The sequence below is a fragment of the Pseudodesulfovibrio portus genome, assembly GCF_026000375.1.
GTDB classification, from domain to species: domain Bacteria; phylum Desulfobacterota; class Desulfovibrionia; order Desulfovibrionales; family Desulfovibrionaceae; genus Pseudodesulfovibrio; species Pseudodesulfovibrio portus.
In genome coordinates this window covers 428,213-444,075 of sequence record NZ_AP026708.1, presented here as the reverse complement: position 1 = coordinate 444,075, position 15,863 = coordinate 428,213, and the positions used below count along the sequence as shown (strand labels likewise).

The window sequence follows — 15,863 nt, the reverse complement described above, 5'->3', positions numbered from 1 at the left end:
TCCTAGGAGGCCATGCCTTTGAAGGCGAAGAATGCGAGTGACATGAGTCCGGCCATTATCAGGCCAAGGGGCGTGCCCTTCATGGCGATGGGGACGCGGGCCAGATCGAGGCGTTCGCGGATGGACGCCAGGACCACCAGGGCGAGCATGAAGCCGACGCCGGATGCAACGGAGAAGATCAGCGTTTCGAACAGGGTGAACTCCTCTCGCTGGCAGATGATGGCGATGCCGAGCACGGCGCAGTTGGTGGTGATCAGCGGCAGGAAGATGCCGAGGGACTTGTACAGGGGGGGCACGGCTTTTTTCAGGAACATCTCCACGAACTGGACGAGGGCGGCGATGACCAGGATGAAGGTGATGGTCTGGAGGTAGCTGAGGTCATTGGGCGCGAGCAGGAATTTCTGCACGCACCAGGTGATGACCGCGGCCATGGCGGCCACGAAGACCACGGCCAGACCCATGCCGATGGCCACGCTCGATTCCTTGGACGTGCCGATGAACGGGCAGTTGCCAAGGTACTGCGCCAACACGATGTTGTTGACGAAGATGGCGGCGATGACGAGTACGAAGTAATCCATGATGTCTCCCTACAGTCCCGGCTTGGTGGCGCACATGCCGCAGGATTTGCAGTCGTGGGTGGGGCCTTCAATGGCTTCGAGCCCCTTGGTCTTGCGCTGCCAGTTGGTAAAGGCGTTCATGCCCGCCAGGAGCACGCCCAGGCACACGAAGGCGCCGGGGGCCTCGACCATGAAGGTGAACGGCTGGTACCAGTCGCCCGTGACCTGCATGCCGAACCATGTGCCGTAGCCGAACAATTCGCGAATGGAGCCGAGGAAGGTCAGTGAAATGGTGAAGCCGATGCCCATGCCAAGGCCGTCGGCCACGGACAGGAGGAGGGGGTTCTTGGAGGCGAACGCCTCGGCCCGCCCCAGGATGATGCAGTTGACCACGATGAGCGGGACGAAGATGCCGAGCTGCTGGTAGAGGGGGTAGGCATAGGCCTGCATGAGCAGCTCCACGCAGACGACCAGTGAGGCGGCCACCACGATGAAGCAGGCGATGCGGACCTTGGTCGGGATGACCTTGCGCAGGAGCGACACCATGAGGTTGGACAGGGCCAGCACGAAAATGACGGCCATGCCCATGCCGAAGCCGTTGTATGCGGTCTTGGTCACGGCCAGCACCGGGCACAGGCCGAGTACCAGCTTGAACGGCGGCAGGTCCTTCCACAGCCCTTTCGAAAATTCCTTCCAGAGTGCACTCATGAGCGTATCCTACGAACCCCAGGCAGTGGGGAGTTTGTCCTTGATCGTGTTGAAAATCTTCACGGCGTCATTGACTGCGGCCACTGTCCCTGTGGACGAAATGGTCGCTCCCGAGATGGCCGCGATGTCGCCGCCCTGCTTTTCCAGGGCGATGGATGCCGTGGAGTGGCCCTTGAACTGGTCGCGGTATTCGGGTTCCACCACCCGTGCCCCCAGACCGGGCGTTTCCTTGAGCGTGGTGATGCCTATGCCCTCGAGTTTCGAGCCGTCGATGACGAAGCCGACCATGACGCCGATGTCGCCGCCGTACCCTTTGCCGTAGGTCTCGAAGGCGACGCCGGTCAGCTTGCCCGCCTTCATGGCCGGGAAGACCGTGATCGGGCCGTTCGGGGTGTCGAAGATCTTGCGGTCCTTGACCGGGTTGTTGTCGTGGTCGCTGAATATCTGGTCCAGGGCCGGGCCCTGCACGTAGGTCATGACCTGTTCCTCGATGCGGGTGGAGGTGGCCTGTCTGACCGTGGCCAGGGTCAGGCCGGACAGGGCGCAGATGAGCGACAGGACCACGATCATCTTGATCATTTCTTTCATTACGCGCCCCCCGTTTCATCGGAGAAGGAATATGGGCCACCAAAGGGCTTGGGCCGGATGCGGTCGAGCAGCGGGGTGAACAGGTTGGCCAGAAGGATGGCGAACGGCACGCCGTCGGGATAGATGCCGTATACGCGGATGATGATGACCATGGCTCCTGCCGCGAGGCCGTAGAGCAGGGCCGGAACGGTTCCTATGGGCGAGGACGATTCGTCCGTGGCCAGGAAGAACGCGCCGAAGACCGCGCCGCCCGACAGCAGGTGGAACAGGGGCGGGGCGTAGGTCGCCGGGTCCAGGAGCTGGTAGATGAAGGCGGTGGCGAGCAGGCCGCAGATGAATCCGGCGGGAATATGCCAGCGGACGTGCCCCCGGATGAGCAGGAAGGCCCCGCCGGCGAGCAGGGCCGCCACCTGGACTTCGCCCAGGCCGCCGAGCTGGTTGCCCAGGAGCAGGGACACGGGATCGAGTGAGGACACGGCATCAAGGCCGAAATATTTCAGTTGCTGCAGGGGAGCCGGGAGATCGGACATGAGCATGGTGGCGTTGGTGTCCATGAAGCCGGGCCAGGAGATGCGGCACAGGGCCCAGCCCACGAGCGGGGCGGCCAGGGGGCTTCCGCCCAATCCGCCGAAAATCATCTTGCCGAGCGCGATGGAGGCGACGGTGCCGATGGTCACCAGCCACCAGGGGGCCGACGCCGGGAGCAGGAAGGCGAAGAGCAACCCTGTGAGCAGGGCGCTGTAGTCGTCCACGGACGGTTCGCGTTTCATGAGCCGGTTGCAGACGGCTTCGGTGAGCACGGCCACTGCGCAGGACAGGGCCATCACCCGGAGTGCGTCCACGCCGAAGGCGGCAACGGCCAGGATCGATGCCGGGAGCAGGGCGAGCAGGGTCTCGAGCACATACCGCTTTATGGTGCGCCCGCAATGGATATGGGGCGGGACCGCGACGGTCAGCATGGGCGTGAGCGGCTTCAGCATCAGGATTCTCCGTCGATTGCTTCGGTTGCGGCCGGGGCGGCCTTGTTGGTTTCGGCCAAAAGGGCCAGTTCGTATTTGGCCAGCCGGATATACTGGAGCAGCGGACGCTGCGCCTTGCACCAGTAGGCGCACAGGCCGCATTCCATGCAGGAGTGGATGTGGAAGTTCTCGGCCCGCTTGAACTGCTTGAACTCGGCGCACCGGCTGATCATGCCGGGCATGATCCGGGCCGGGCAGTGGCGTTCGCATTCGCCGCAGCCGAGACAGAAGTTGTCGGTCGCGGCGAGGCTGTCTCCCGACCGCAGGATGTGCAGGCCGCTGGCGTCTTTGTCCACGCCCTGCTCGAGGTTCACGGCGGCCATGCCGCGCAGGGGGCCGCCGATGACGACGCGGTCGCCCGGTTGGACCGTTGCTCCGGATTTGTTCGTCAGGAAGCCCACGGGCGTACCCACGGGCACCAGCTGGTTCAGGTCGCCGATGGTCATGACGGTTTCGGTGAGGGGGCGGCCCGTCTCGGCCACGCGCCCGATGAAATAGAGTTCCTTGACGGAAAGGATGGTGATGTCGGCGGGGCGTGAGCCCGTGATGGTCTCTCGTCCCGTGACGGTCTTGATCACCAGGGGATCGAGGCCGTTGGGGTAGACGGGCTTGACGTGCATGACCGTACAGTTGGCGAACGCGTTGGCCTTGTTGCCTTTGGCCGCCACCAGGAACATCTTGGAGGGTTCCACCACCCGTTTGACCATGTCCAGGCCGATCTCCAGGGTCTTGCGGTAGTCGCGCAGGAGCGGCTCGAAGATGGAAATGCCCGGCTCGGGTGGGACCGCGTTGATGATCAGGGTCTGGGCGCGATACAGGGACCGCGAATCGACGCCCTTTTCACGGAGCCATTGCTTGAGCGCATCGCCGTTTTCCGTGCACGGCGCGTCGGCATTGACCTTGTCGTCGCCGCTGACCTCGATGCGCATGGTGAACGGTTCCACCTCCCGTATGAAGCCCGCCAGGGGGGCGTGCAGGTCGCCGTCGGTGTCATTTACTGCTTCGGCCACCTTGGTCCCGGCCAGGACCTGGTCGCCCACGGACAGGACGGGGCGCTGCCCGGTCAGGGGCAGGTTTACCACGTCGGGCCGGGGGGCCCGGGTCAGGGGACCGGTCTCGCCGGTCTGCAGGTTGAAGCTGAATCTGGTCATGTGTCCGGTCCCTATTTCATGTGGCACTGGTAGCAGGCGTCGTCGCCGAACGGTCCCGTGCCCTGTTCTTCGTGGCAGCCCATGCACTTGGCGTGGAAGGCATTCATGGTGGTGGGCACCAATTGGTCGGTGGGGGTGTCGTGGCAGCTGGAGCATGCCCGCTTTTCCGGCTCGTCGGTCTTCGCCGGGTTGCGTTCATGGCAGGTGGCGCAACCCTTGATGCCCTCGTCGTACAGGTCGACGTGGCAATCGGCGCACCGTGCGTGGGCGGCGTCGCGGAGGCGAAGTACCGAATTGGAACCGTCCATGTGGCAGTTGGAGCAGGACTGGGGCGTCGGCTCGATGGACGTGTCGTGATGGCAGGCCTGGCAATCGCCCCCCGCATAATCGTCGGCGTGTTCATCGTGCATGAATTTATTGATGCTTGCGGTCGGGTGGTGGCAGGTCCCGCATTGATCTCCGGGGAGCGTTTTCTGGTGCCCGGTCCGGAACGCGGCGTCGAATTTGGCGGCGTGGCAGTCAGCACAGGCCGGGGGATTCGGGCTGTTGCCCGTGGTGTGATGGCAGGCGCTGCAGTCCTGGTCCATCAGGTCTGCGTGGGCCGTGTGGTTGAGAATGATCTTGCCGCCCTTGTTGTCCAGTAGGACGCGGACGGGCAACTCATCCGGTGTTGCCGGAATGATATACCCCCCCAGGGCAATAAGAAACAGAAGTGCGGCCGCAATGGTGATTGGCAGGTACCGTTTGTGCAATGATTAAACCTCTGGTTTCAGCGTAATGAAAACTTATAGCTGAAAAAACGGGGTTTCGTCCATACCCCACCTGTGAACCGCCGGTTGATCGAGCAGTCAATGGGGTGGCGATCACTTGCGGACCAGTTGAATGATGAGCATCAGGACGAACATGGCAACGCCTGTCCACCACAGGAACAGGGCCAGTTCCGTGGTCAGGGCGACGTAGAGGAGCTTGGCCGTCGCGTCCAGCGGCAGGGTCTCGACAATCGAAAGCAGGTCGAGGCCGAAGAGGGTGTTGAGGACCGAGAACATGTCGAGTTCCGGCCAGTTGTTGAACAGGACCCAGGAGACTGATTGGTAGGCGAGGGTCAGCAGGCAGGCGGCCCAACTGAGGAAACCGAGTGACTTCAACATGAAAGGGGTATATATAATTGCTCTGCAAATTGCCATGCGATAGTTTGGGGTCAGGGGAGAGACCGAATGGACATCGTTTCCGGAGACCGCATCATTCTTCAACTGTCGACCTTCGAGGACAGGTTCCTCGGAATCGTCGCGGGGGTGCGTGAAGACGGCAGGGTCATGGCCAGCGTGGCCATGCCTGCGGCGGCCCTGGACCGGCTGCGGGTCGATCCCCATGCCTCGGTGAAATACGCCCATGACGGTCGGCTGCTCGGTTTCTCGTCCCGTGTCCTGAACATCTGGCAGCAGGACGATACCCTCGTCGAACTGGAAGGCCCCGGCACCATCTTCGACGCCGAAGAGCGGTCCGAGCCGCGCTGCAACTGCTGTTACCCGGCCACCATGATCGAGGAAGGAAAGGCGGCCAGGGGCGTGGTCGAGGACATGTCCGCCAGTTGCGCCCGCGTTCGCTATGTCGGCAACGGATTGGCTCCTTTCCCCGAGAGTTCTGGCCGTAGCGTCGAACTCACCGTCCATCCTTTCGAGATGGACGAGGAAGGCTATTCCGTGGGCTGTTCCGTGGTCAAATCGTTCATGAAAAACGGAGAACGATACATCGTTCTCCGTTTCAATTCAGGTGATACGGACGCTCTTAGGCGGATATCCGATTTTATCGAAACCCAGGCCTGCTGCATCCTGCCGACCATGTAGTCTATTCGACTTCCATCTTTTTCGCGTAGGTGGCCGCTTCGATACCGGCCACGCATCCCTCGCCCACGGCCTTGGCCATCTGCAGCGGCGGGCCGCAGATGTCGCCTGCGGCGTAGACGCCGGGCACGCTGGTTCGCTGCTTCTTGTCAGCCTCTATGTATTTCATGTTCTCGTCGAGCTGTACGCCGAGCATGGCGGTCAGTTCCAGAACCCCCTTGGCTCCAAGTTCGATGAATACTCCGCTGACGTCCATGGTGGAACCGTCGTCCAGCTTGACGCCGGTGACTGCGGTCTCGCCCAGGATCTCCTCGATCTTCACGCCCTCGTGGACGTGGACGCCCGTATCAATGAGCTGCTTGCGCAGCCCTTCGGCCACGTCCAGTTCCTCGCAGTACAGGTGCACCTCGGAGGCAAAGTTGGTCAGGGCCACCGCGCCGCCTGCCGCCGCGCTCCGGCAACCGGCCACGGCCACGATTTCGTCCCTGTAGAAGCCCGCGTCGCAGTCCACGCAGTAGCTGACGCCCTTGCCGAGCAGTTCCTTTTCACCCGGCACCTTGAGCTTGTTGCGGCTGGACCCGGTGGCCAGGATGACGGTCTTGGATTTGACGACGTCGCCGGATTCCAGCTTGATGGAGAAAAGGCTGCCGTCGGGTTCGATGGTCAGCACGTCCTCGTCGCGGAACTCGGTGCCGAAGTTTTCGGCCTGCTCGCGGCCCGTGCGCAGGACCTCCTCGCCGGAGATTTTCACCTGGCAGCAGTAGTTTTCAACGTGCGCCCAATACAGGGAGGAGTTGTCGATGCGGCCCAGCATGAGGACGCGGGCCTTTTTGCGGGACGAGTGGATGGCGGCCTGGAGCCCGCCGGGGCCGGAACCGAGAATGGCTACGTCGTATATTCCTGACATGAGGCTCTCCGTTGTTCAGGTAATGATGTTCGAAGTTTAAATGATAACCACTCTCGGAAGTATGTAAAGGGAGTGTTTACCGGAAAGGTATGGTCAGCATCCGGCCCAGGCCCAGGAAAACGGGGTCGCGGAAGATGTTCAGGCCGATTTTCATTCCCTGGTGGCCCAGGTCCGGCTGGGGTTTGTAGGTGTGAAAAAGCCGGTCCCACCACGGCAGGTTGAACCCGTAGTTCATGTTGAATTCTTTCGGCGAGGTGGAGTGGTGGACGCGGTGCTGGTCCGGCGTGACGACGATGAGCCGCAGCCACTTGTCCAGGGTGATGGGCAACCGGACGTTGGCGTGGTTGAATACGGCGCAACCGTTGAGCAGCACTTCGAAGGCGATGACCCCGATCACGGGCGGGCCGAGGACCAGGATGACCGACAGCTTGAGCCCCATGGACAGGATGAACTCGATGGGATGGAAGCGGATGCCCGTGGAGGCGTCGATATCCGTGTCCGCATGGTGCATGCGGTGGATGCGCCACAGGACGGGGATGCGGTGGAAGGCGACGTGCTGCCAGTAGATGACCATGTCGAGGAGCAGAACGGAAATCACGATGGCTGCCCAATGGGGCAGGGCTACCGCGTTGAGCAGGCCGATGCCGTTTTCGGCGGCATACAGGGCCACGCCGGTGGGTATGAAGGGCACCAGCAATCGGATGAGCAGGGTGGACAATGCCAGGACCGAAAGGTTGGACAGCCAGCGTTTCCCTTTGGGCGCGGTCGGCGCACGCCGGGGCCAGACAGTTTCGGCCATGCCCATGATCATGAGCATGCCGAGGAACGAACCGAGGCGGATGGCGGTTTCCGGTGACACATGACCTCCGTGTCGCGGATCAGGGATCGAGGTCCTTGGCGGATTCCTTGGTCCCTTCGGGGACGGTGCGCGGCTTGGCTATTTCACCCGCAGGCGGCATCCATGGCTTGCCGTGTATGCGTTGGTAGAGCCTGCCCGCTTCCGAGAACTTGGGGTTCCTTGTCAGGGCGGCGATCACTTCCTTTGCGGCCTCTTCAAGCTTGTTCATGTAGTAAAGCGCCTTGGCCATGTTGAAGTGGATGTTTTCGTCGTCGGGCGTCAGATGCAGGGCCTGGCGGTAGGCGTGGATGGCGCCGGGGTAGTCGCCCTGTTTGCGCAGGTTGACGCCAAGGGTGTTGAACGGGTTGGGGGTTTCGGATTCGTACTTGAGGATTTCGATGAAAAGCGCCCTGGTCTCCTCAAGGCGGTCGAACTGGGCGTGTACCTCGGCGGCCTTCTTGAGGTACGTCTTGAAGGATTCCACGTTGCCCTTGCCCTTGTAGGCCTCGGCAAGCCCGAGATAGGCCTCGGCGAACAGATCGTTGATCTTGACCGCCTTCTTGAAGGAGACGATGGCCTTGCCGTATTTGGTCTGGGCCAGGAACTGGCAGCCCAGGTCGTAGTACTTCTGGGCCTCGTCCTGGGAGGAGATGAGTTCCTCGAAGGATTCGATGGCCTCGTCGAAATCCCCGCGCTTGACCATGTCCTTGGCCTCCTGCAGTTCCATCTCCTCGATTTCGGAGTAGTTGCGGAGCTGGCGGGCCAGGATGAGATACTTTTCGAAGGTGTCCAGCGAATAGGGGCGCAGGATGTAGCCGATGCACCCGGCGGCGATGGAATCGAGAACGTGGTTCTTCTTGTTTTCAAGGGTGACCATGATGATGGGCAGCGGCCTGCCGGACATGTTGTTGTTGATGGTCTGGACGAACTTGACGCCGGTCATGTCCGAGAGGGAGGAGTCGCAGAATATCAGGTCCACCTCATGGTCGGAGAGGTAGTCGATGGCGGCCGCTCCGCTGGTGAAAACCTGCACCTTCTTGGGCCCGAAGGTCATGAGTGTGGCCTGGTCCCGTTTGGCGTGGACCTCGATGTCGGTCAGGACGAGGATGTTGTCGTAAATCCCGTAAGCTCTGCTGTCCTTTCTTCTTTCTGGCATGGGCGGGCCCGTCTCCTTTCCTTTCCAATCTACGGCTTCAAGTCGGTCCGAGCAAGAGGCGACTGGTTTTTATAATGTATCAAGGCATGTACTTTTTGTTCAAGGGCCTTTATTCGGGCGTCATCGGGAAGCAGGGAAAACGCCTTGTCCACCAGTCCGCGCCGGGAGAGCATGTCCAGGGAGGAGAGGAAGGACAGCGAGAACAGCCAGCCCAGGAGCAACAGGATGAAGTCGTTGCTGTAGCGCAGGCTGCCGTAATCGCAGGGGGTGCCGGAGACGATCGTCTCGTACACCGGGACCGTATAGCGGGTGGGGTGTTCCTCAAGGCTGTGGATGACCACGCCCTGCGAGTTGTCCCGCACGCTCAGGTGGTCCAGTATGACGGCGAAGATATCGACTTTGTCCGCGTCCCGGACAACGTCCACCAGGGTGCGCAGGGCACCGTTGATCGACGGGTTGACCGTCTTGGCGTTGTGCAGCCCCACGGCGGCCCGGATGAGGCGCCATTCCGTGGCGCTGACGTCGTCGGGCAGGGATAGTTTGCGCAGGGTGAGGACGCCCAGGCGTCCGTGGTGCATGGAGTCGGCGTCCTTGTAGGTGCCGAAGCGGGCGAACTGCGGGAACCTGCCGATGTCGTGGTAGAGCGAGGCCAGGACGGCCAACTCTCCCGTCCGTCCGGCGATGTCTTCGCTCTGGACGATGGCGCGGCTGTTGGCGAGGACATTCAGGGAGTGTTCCCGTTTGAGCCGGATGTTGTAGTCATTGGTCTCCTCGCCGTTCAAGTGGGTGTCGGCGAAGGCCCTGAATCCCGCAACGTGTCGGTCGAGGTCCATGTCAGTCCTCAAGCGCTTTCATCTTGATCTTGTATTCCATCTCCGAGATTTCGCCCTTGGCGAAAAGCTCGTCCACTTCCGCGCGTTCCTGCTCGGTTTCCAGGCGCGCCTCCTCCTCGAGTTCCTTGTCGCGCAGGGGGCCGCCGGGGCCGAACAGGAGCCGCAGAAAGAGCAGGATGGCCCCGATGATCAGGGAAACGAAGAGTAATCGGGCCACGGCTGGGAAAAGGTGTTCCCCATACCCCGAGTTGAACGGCCAGGCCTTCCATTGCGGGGAATCCAGGAAGTCGAAGAAGCCGTTGAGATACAAAGGGATATCAAATAAACTCATGAATAGTGTCCTCCGGGTAGGCACGTAATGCCGGTGGAGCTTTCCTACGTGCCATCGGGCTTTGAGGCAAGTCTTTGCCCCGGCCTTTTCCGAGGGAGTGATATTTTGTCAACATATGTTGTGTTTGTTCAAAACCCTGTTTATGGTGCGTTGAATTTTTTACCCGGATGGGATAAACGAGTACGGGGGGAATCCGGAAGCATCATGCGCATACTCATAGTTGAAGATGAATTCACCAGCCGGAAGTTGCTGACGGCATTGCTGTCCGATCTCGGGACCTGTGATACGGCTTCGGACGGGGTGGAATGCGTCGAGGCCTTCAAGAAGGCTCTTGAGGAAGACCAGCCCTACGATCTGGTTTGCATGGACATCATGATGCCCAACAAGGACGGGCATCAGGCGCTCAAGGAAATCCGCACCGTTGAAATGAATGCGGGCGTGAATTCCGCCGATGAGGCCAAGGTCATCATGATCACCGCGTTGAACGATCCCAAGACCGTGGTCAAGGCCTACTACAAGGGCGGGGCCGCCGCCTATCTGCCCAAACCCATCGAAATCGACAGCCTTTATGCCATCCTCCGCGACCTGGCCCTCATTGAATGATTGCCAGGAAGGCGATTGCACCTTACCATACCATTCATGCACGCACTGATTTCCGTTTTAACCGTCGGTCGGCCGGGACGCTTCGCAGCCCGTCTTTCCGGGATGTTGTTCCTGGTCATGGCTGTGGCATCGCCCGCGATGGCCCAGGAAATGCCGTCCGGCGGCCGTTCCGGCGGTCTGCTCAATGTTTTGCTGTTGGCAGGCATCGCCTTTTTTCTTGTCCGCTCCTTCAGGCGGCGCGGGAGAAAAGACGATACCAGGCCGGGACGCTGGACTCCCACGGATGCGGACGACGCATCCGGTGACGAGCCGTCCGAACCGGTTTCCATGGACCGGCATGAAGCCGCTCGCCGTACCTGGGATATACTCAGGTCCGACACCGAGGAGCGGCCCGAACCGACGACGCCCACGGGGGTGTCGCCCGACGTGTCCGGAAAGGACTTCGACGAGGTCGAGTTCCTGGAGGGGGCCAAGCTCTTCTTCGCCCGCTTCCTGCAGGCCGGCGACGAGGGGGATTTCACGGGCATCCGCGATTTCATTTCGGACGAGGTCTTCAACGAGGCCATGGCGGCAGGCGGCGGGGACAGGACCGAGGTCATGCTCCTCAACGCCCGGCTCATGGAACTGAAGTCCCAGGGCGGACGGACTTTGGCGACCGTTTTTTACGATGCGCAACTCAGGACCGGCGAGCAGGGTGAGCGGACCGCCCACTCCCGCCAGGTGTGGGAGTTTTCCAGGGACGACGGCAAGGCCGGAGCCCTGTGGGTTCTGGAAAAGATCGACAGAGTTAATCAGTAGCCCTGTTTCCGGGGCGATTCATATTTTCGGAGGGATACGTGGCGGATACAGTTCATAACCTGGACCAGCCTATTGGTGCGCTCATCGACCTGGCTGTTCGCGAGTTCGGCGAGGTCGAGTTCGAGACCGTTTCCATGGGCGAACGGTCGCTGGAAATATTGCAAATCAAAAACATGCCCAAGTACCTGGACAAGCTCATCGACAAGAACAGGAACGGGAAGACGATCACGTTGCCCCTGTGGGCCAAGGTCTGGCCGTCCTGTCTGGTGCTCGGCTACACCCTGACCAGGTTCCCCTTTGCCGAGGGAGGCACTTTCCTGGAGGTCGGGGCGGGCTGCGCGGTCAACGGGTTGCTGCTGGCCAGCCTCGGTCACGAGGTCGTCATTACCGACATCGAGCCTTTCGCTTTGTTGTTCAGCAAGATCAACGCCTTGAAAAACGGCCTGGACGATCGGGTCGACCTGCGGCGTGCGGACTTCACCACCGACGACATGGGGCAGCGGTTCGATTACATCATCGGCTGCGAGGTGCTGTACAGCGAGGATTCCTATGAGCCCCTGGCCGACTTCATCGACAGCCACCTGTCGGACGCTCCCCATGCCGAGGTCCTGCTGGCCCTGGACCGCAAGCGGCAGGGCAGGAAGTTCTTCGACAAGGCGGCTGAAACGTTCGCCATGATGAAATCCGATGCCAACTACAGGGACAAGGAGACAGGCGAGGAGAACGTCATCAACATGTACCGCATGAAGAGGAAGGCGTTGTGATCGAGCTCAAGCCATGCGTGAAGACGTTCACCACGGACCAGGACAAGGCGTGCACCCCGGAGGAGACCGTGCAGCGGGTCAAGGCCCGCCTCGAGGAGACGTGCCGGGGCGTTCTGGCCCAGACCGACAGGGTCGACACGGGTCGGCTCGGCATACCGGTCTTCGTCAGCCAGTGCGGTCCCGAGGCCCGGGAAGTCATGCCCACCCGAAAGCAGATGGGCAAGGGCGCGTCCCCCGAGCAGGCCGAGGCCTCGGCCCTCATGGAGCTGGTGGAGCGTTTTTCCTATTTCAGCTTCTGGGCCGACGACTCCAATTTCGAGGAACTGACCTGGTCCGAGGCCCAGGCCAGATGGCCCGGACAGACCATGTCCATCGACCGGATCACCCACTCCGTCGGCGAGGATCTGGACGAGGACAAGGCGGTGAGGCTCATGGATCTCCACCGCTGGAAGTTCCATCCCGCCCTGAACGTCTGTGCGGAAAAGGAAGAGTACGTCCCTCTTGACTGGTTCAAGAAGCTCAATGAATTCAACGGATCTTCCGCAGGCAATACCTTCGAGGAATCCATTTCCCAGGGTGCCTGCGAGCTGGTGGAGCGGCATGTCTGCGCGGTCATCGACCGCTCCCGGCAGGTAACGCCGACCATCGATGTCTCCGCAACGAGCGATCCGGTGTTGGCCCGGCTTGTGAATTGCTTTGAGGAAAACGGCATCACCCTCGTCCTCAAGGACTTCTCCCTTGGCTACCCCGTGCCCACCGTGGCTGCCGTGGCCTGGGACAGGAAGACCTTCCCGGCGCTCAGCGAGATCGTATTTACCGCCGGGACTGCCGCTTCGCCCGTCAAGGCGGCCATCCGGGCCGTCACCGAGGTGGCGCAGCTGGCGGGAGACTTCGAGACCAGCCGGGTGTACGAGGCCTCAGGCCTGCCCAAATTCACTGATCTGGGTCAATTGAAGTGGCTGCTGGAAGGGGAGGTGGTTCCGCTTGAATCCCTGCCCACGATCGAGGACGGCGACATATACGCTGAACTGCAATCCCTGGCCAAAGGGCTGGAGGCGGGCGGCAACACCCTGTTCTCGGTGGACACCCGCCATCCTGACCTGATGGTCACGGCCAACTACAACTTCGTGCCCGGTTTCGATTTCCGCGAGCGCACCCCGAACCGGTCCATCGGCCTGTTCGTGGGCCGCATCCTGGCCGAGGACGTGGAGTTCGACGAGGCCCTCGAAGGGCTGGACGTGATCGAGGACATTTATCCCGATGCGTACTTCATTCCGTTCTTTCGCGGACTGTTGGCCCTGCGCATGGGCGACCCGTTGTTTGCCGCAGACATGTTCGCGGTGGCCGAGCCGCTCCAGCCCGCCGATGAGGAACGCGCCCTGGCAGCCTTTTATCAGGCCTATGCCCTCAGCCAGGTGGAGGATTGGGAGAATACCATCGAGCATCTGGACCGGGCCATCGAGCTGGATCGGGAGTGCAAGGAATTCTTCAACCTGCGCGGCGTGGCACACTTCAAGGGCAAGCGTTATCAGCAGGCCGCAGAGGATTTCCAGGCCTCCCTCGACATCGACAGCGGCTCCCCCCACGACCTCGCCAATCTAGGCCTGTGCCATAAATTCATGGGCAACCGCCAGGAGGCGCTCGACTACCTCAAGGCGGCCCTGGATATGGACCCCAGCCTGGAATACGCCCGGAGCCATTATGACGAACTTATGGAATCCTAGGTTGTTACGGAGAGAAGTGAGTGCGTGAAATTGTTGCATTGAAATGTGGCAAGCCCTTGACAAAGGGTGAGGGTGGACGTAATGTCCCCCCACGGTTTTGCACCGTATCTTTTGTTATTGCATCTAAGCAGCGGATCGCTGTTTAAACGGATAAGGTTGCTCCGAATGTTTCGGAGCCACAGCATGACAAACATCCACTTAGGAGGATACAATGGCTGTTGTTGAATTCCAGGGCGCTTCTTTTGAAGTCGACGAAGACGGTTTCCTGCAGAAATTTGAAGATTGGACCCCGCTTTGGGTTGACTACGTGAAAGAGTCCGAAGGCATCAAGGAAATCACCGACGATCATCAGAAAGTCATCGACTTCCTGCAGGACTACTACAAGAAGAACGGCATCGCTCCGATGGTCCGCATCCTCTCCAAGGTCACCGGCTTCAAGCTGAAGCAGATCTACGAGCTGTTCCCGTCCGGACCCGGCAAGGGAGCCTGTAAGATGGCTGGCCTGCCCAAGCCCACCGGCTGCGTCTAGTCCGCAACCAAAGCTTGATCATGCAGGGCGGGAGTTCGTCTCCCGCCCTTTTCTTTTTCCGCAATGGCGTCAGGATTATGCTTGATTTTTTTCTTGCCAACCACGGTGGCAGTGCGTATAAGACCGAGTTCCACGCAAAAAGAATGACAGGAGACAGTCATGAAAAACGATATTCATCCCAAGACCTATAAGGCCAAAGTCCGCTGCCACTGCGGTTACGAGACCGAGCTGCTGACCACCAAGAGCGAAGAGCTGGAAGTGGAAATCTGTTCCAACTGCCACCCCTTCTACACCGGCAAGCAGCGCTTTGTTGACACCGCCGGCCGCATCGACCGCTTCCGCAAGAAGTACGGCGATCTGAGCAGCCTGGCCGCCAAGAAGTAACTGTTTTTCGGCGTCAAGCCGCGAGCATATGCCTTCGTTGGGGTCTAGCCCCATGCGAAGGCATATCCTTTTGTCCGGCAGGCTTTACAATCCCGATTGAATCCTTAATTCTGGAAGATACGGGATGCGGGGGGCTCTTCCGCCGCACGGTCGGTTCAACTCCATACCTTCGGAGGGTACACTCTTGAACTTGCGAGGACTCCTGACGTTGGCGGCGCCCCAGGCGGTGGGCGGCCAGGCTGTGATCGAGGGCGTCATGATGCGCGCCAAGAATACGCTGGCCATTGCCATCCGCAAGCCGGGCGGTGAGATCGTCACCGAGGTCCGGCCATGGTTCACCATGGTTCGGCATCCCCTGCTCAAGAAACCCTTCCTCAGAGGCTTCCCCGTGCTCATGGAGACCATGGTCAACGGGATCAAGGCCCTCAACTATTCCGCCATGCAGGCCGCCGAAGAAGATGAAGAGGCGGGCGAGCTGACCAACTGGCATCTGGCCCTGACCATGGTGCTGGCCCTGGGCGCCGCGCTCGGCCTGTTCGTGGTCCTGCCGCATTTCCTGTCGGTGGGCATGGAGATGCTCGGCTGGGCGGGCGACGTGGATTCCCTGAGTTTCCACGCCTGGGACGGCCTCATCAAGATGGCCGTCTTTGTGGGCTATATCCTGGCCATCTCCTTGATCCCCGACATCCGCCGCGTGTTCGAATACCACGGCGCCGAGCACAAGGTCATCTGGACCTGGGAAGAGGGCAGGGAGCTTTCCCCGGATTCGACCCGGTTCCACAGCCGTCTGCACCCCCGCTGCGGGACGGCCTTCCTGTTGTTCGTCCTGGTCGTTTCCATCATGCTGTACGCGGTGCTGGTCCCGTACCTCCTCACTTTTTATGCGCCTGAAAATTTCATCGTCAAGCATCTGTACATCGTCGGCATGAAGCTGGTGCTCATGATCCCGGTAAGCTGCGTGGCCTATGAGATGATCAAGTTCGCGGGCAAGTACAGCAAGAATGTCCTGTGCAAGTTGATGTGCTGGCCCGGTCTCATGATGCAGTTGTTGACCACCAAGGAACCCGATGACAGCCAGCTTGAGGTGGCCATTGCCGCCCTGCAGTGCGCCGTCAAGCCCGAGGAGTGCTAA

At 60.8% G+C, this 15,863-nt stretch carries 20 protein-coding genes; 8 read left to right on the top strand and 12 right to left on the bottom strand.

Annotated elements, in window-relative coordinates:
• Positions 1 to 2: 2 nt before the first annotated feature.
• The 7 genes from OO730_RS02255 to OO730_RS02225 form a co-directional block, all read right to left on the bottom strand.
• Positions 3 to 578: an electron transport complex protein RnfA gene (locus OO730_RS02255; RefSeq protein ID WP_264982957.1), complete on the bottom strand. Its 576-nt coding sequence runs from the start codon at positions 576 to 578 to the stop codon at positions 3 to 5.
• Positions 579 to 587: 9 nt separating this feature from the next.
• Positions 588 to 1,265 carry an electron transport complex subunit RsxE gene (rsxE, locus tag OO730_RS02250; RefSeq protein WP_264982956.1) on the bottom strand — a complete coding sequence of 226 codons (678 nt, stop codon included), beginning with the start codon at positions 1,263 to 1,265 and terminating at the stop codon, positions 588 to 590.
• Positions 1,266 to 1,274: 9 nt separating this feature from the next.
• A complete protein-coding gene (rnfG, locus tag OO730_RS02245; RefSeq protein WP_264982955.1) occupies positions 1,275 to 1,853 on the bottom strand; it encodes an RnfABCDGE type electron transport complex subunit G in 579 nt (192 codons plus the stop codon).
• Positions 1,853 to 2,833 carry an RnfABCDGE type electron transport complex subunit D gene (locus OO730_RS02240; RefSeq protein WP_264982954.1) on the bottom strand — a complete coding sequence of 327 codons (981 nt, stop codon included), beginning with the start codon at positions 2,831 to 2,833 and terminating at the stop codon, positions 1,853 to 1,855. Before OO730_RS02240 ends, rnfG begins: the two co-directional genes overlap by 1 nt.
• The gene (locus OO730_RS02235) at positions 2,833 to 4,023 is read right to left on the bottom strand and encodes an electron transporter RnfC (protein ID WP_264982953.1); all 1,191 of its coding nucleotides are present in this window, start codon (positions 4,021 to 4,023) and stop codon (positions 2,833 to 2,835) included. The genes OO730_RS02240 and OO730_RS02235 overlap by 1 nt, the downstream gene beginning before the upstream one ends.
• An 11-nt stretch (positions 4,024 to 4,034) precedes the next feature.
• Positions 4,035 to 4,682 carry a cytochrome c3 family protein gene (locus tag OO730_RS02230; protein ID WP_264982952.1) on the bottom strand — a complete coding sequence of 216 codons (648 nt, stop codon included), beginning with the start codon at positions 4,680 to 4,682 and terminating at the stop codon, positions 4,035 to 4,037.
• A gap of 204 nt (positions 4,683 to 4,886) precedes the next feature.
• On the bottom strand, positions 4,887 to 5,171 hold the full coding sequence (locus tag OO730_RS02225) for a potassium:proton antiporter (protein WP_264982951.1): 285 nt from the start codon (positions 5,169 to 5,171) through the stop codon (positions 4,887 to 4,889).
• A 66-nt stretch (positions 5,172 to 5,237) separates the two neighbouring features.
• Here OO730_RS02225 and OO730_RS02220 point away from each other — a divergent pair, with 66 nt between their 5' ends.
• Positions 5,238 to 5,867, top strand: coding sequence for a PilZ domain-containing protein (locus OO730_RS02220; RefSeq protein ID WP_264982950.1), 630 nt, complete (start codon positions 5,238 to 5,240; stop codon positions 5,865 to 5,867).
• Between the two features lies 1 nt (position 5,868).
• Here the strand turns inward: OO730_RS02220 and OO730_RS02215 are convergent, their stop codons facing one another.
• From OO730_RS02215 to OO730_RS02195, 5 genes are all read right to left on the bottom strand, one after another.
• A complete protein-coding gene (locus OO730_RS02215) occupies positions 5,869 to 6,771 on the bottom strand; it encodes an NAD(P)/FAD-dependent oxidoreductase (RefSeq protein WP_264982949.1) in 903 nt (300 codons plus the stop codon).
• A 76-nt stretch (positions 6,772 to 6,847) separates the two neighbouring features.
• Positions 6,848 to 7,630, bottom strand: coding sequence for a sterol desaturase family protein (locus tag OO730_RS02210; protein ID WP_264982948.1), 783 nt, complete (start codon positions 7,628 to 7,630; stop codon positions 6,848 to 6,850).
• Between the two features lie 19 nt (positions 7,631 to 7,649).
• Positions 7,650 to 8,765, bottom strand: a complete 1,116-nt coding sequence (locus OO730_RS02205; protein ID WP_264982947.1) for a tetratricopeptide repeat protein — start codon at positions 8,763 to 8,765, stop codon at positions 7,650 to 7,652.
• Between the two features lie 29 nt (positions 8,766 to 8,794).
• Positions 8,795 to 9,598: an HD domain-containing protein gene (locus OO730_RS02200; RefSeq protein WP_264982946.1), complete on the bottom strand. Its 804-nt coding sequence runs from the start codon at positions 9,596 to 9,598 to the stop codon at positions 8,795 to 8,797.
• Position 9,599: 1 nt separating this feature from the next.
• Complete coding sequence (locus tag OO730_RS02195) at positions 9,600 to 9,929, bottom strand: SHOCT domain-containing protein (RefSeq protein WP_264982945.1); 330 nt, start codon at positions 9,927 to 9,929, stop codon at positions 9,600 to 9,602.
• Positions 9,930 to 10,133: 204 nt separating this feature from the next.
• Between OO730_RS02195 and OO730_RS02190 the strand changes: the two genes are divergently transcribed.
• From OO730_RS02190 to OO730_RS02160, 7 genes are all read left to right on the top strand, one after another.
• On the top strand, positions 10,134 to 10,532 hold the full coding sequence (locus OO730_RS02190) for a response regulator (protein WP_264982944.1): 399 nt from the start codon (positions 10,134 to 10,136) through the stop codon (positions 10,530 to 10,532).
• Between the two features lie 117 nt (positions 10,533 to 10,649).
• A complete protein-coding gene (locus OO730_RS02185) occupies positions 10,650 to 11,330 on the top strand; it encodes a Tim44 domain-containing protein (RefSeq protein WP_264982943.1) in 681 nt (226 codons plus the stop codon).
• A 38-nt stretch (positions 11,331 to 11,368) separates the two neighbouring features.
• Positions 11,369 to 12,094: a class I SAM-dependent methyltransferase gene (locus OO730_RS02180; RefSeq protein ID WP_264982942.1), complete on the top strand. Its 726-nt coding sequence runs from the start codon at positions 11,369 to 11,371 to the stop codon at positions 12,092 to 12,094.
• Positions 12,091 to 13,818, top strand: a complete 1,728-nt coding sequence (locus tag OO730_RS02175; protein WP_264982941.1) for a YcaO-like family protein — start codon at positions 12,091 to 12,093, stop codon at positions 13,816 to 13,818. The genes OO730_RS02180 and OO730_RS02175 overlap by 4 nt, the downstream gene beginning before the upstream one ends.
• Positions 13,819 to 14,029: 211 nt before the next feature.
• A complete protein-coding gene (locus OO730_RS02170) occupies positions 14,030 to 14,347 on the top strand; it encodes a TusE/DsrC/DsvC family sulfur relay protein (protein WP_264982940.1) in 318 nt (105 codons plus the stop codon).
• A gap of 159 nt (positions 14,348 to 14,506) precedes the next feature.
• Positions 14,507 to 14,731 carry a 50S ribosomal protein L31 gene (gene rpmE, locus OO730_RS02165; protein ID WP_264982939.1) on the top strand — a complete coding sequence of 75 codons (225 nt, stop codon included), beginning with the start codon at positions 14,507 to 14,509 and terminating at the stop codon, positions 14,729 to 14,731.
• A gap of 184 nt (positions 14,732 to 14,915) precedes the next feature.
• Entirely contained in the window at positions 14,916 to 15,863 is a 948-nt protein-coding gene (locus OO730_RS02160) for a DUF1385 domain-containing protein (protein WP_264982938.1), read from the top strand.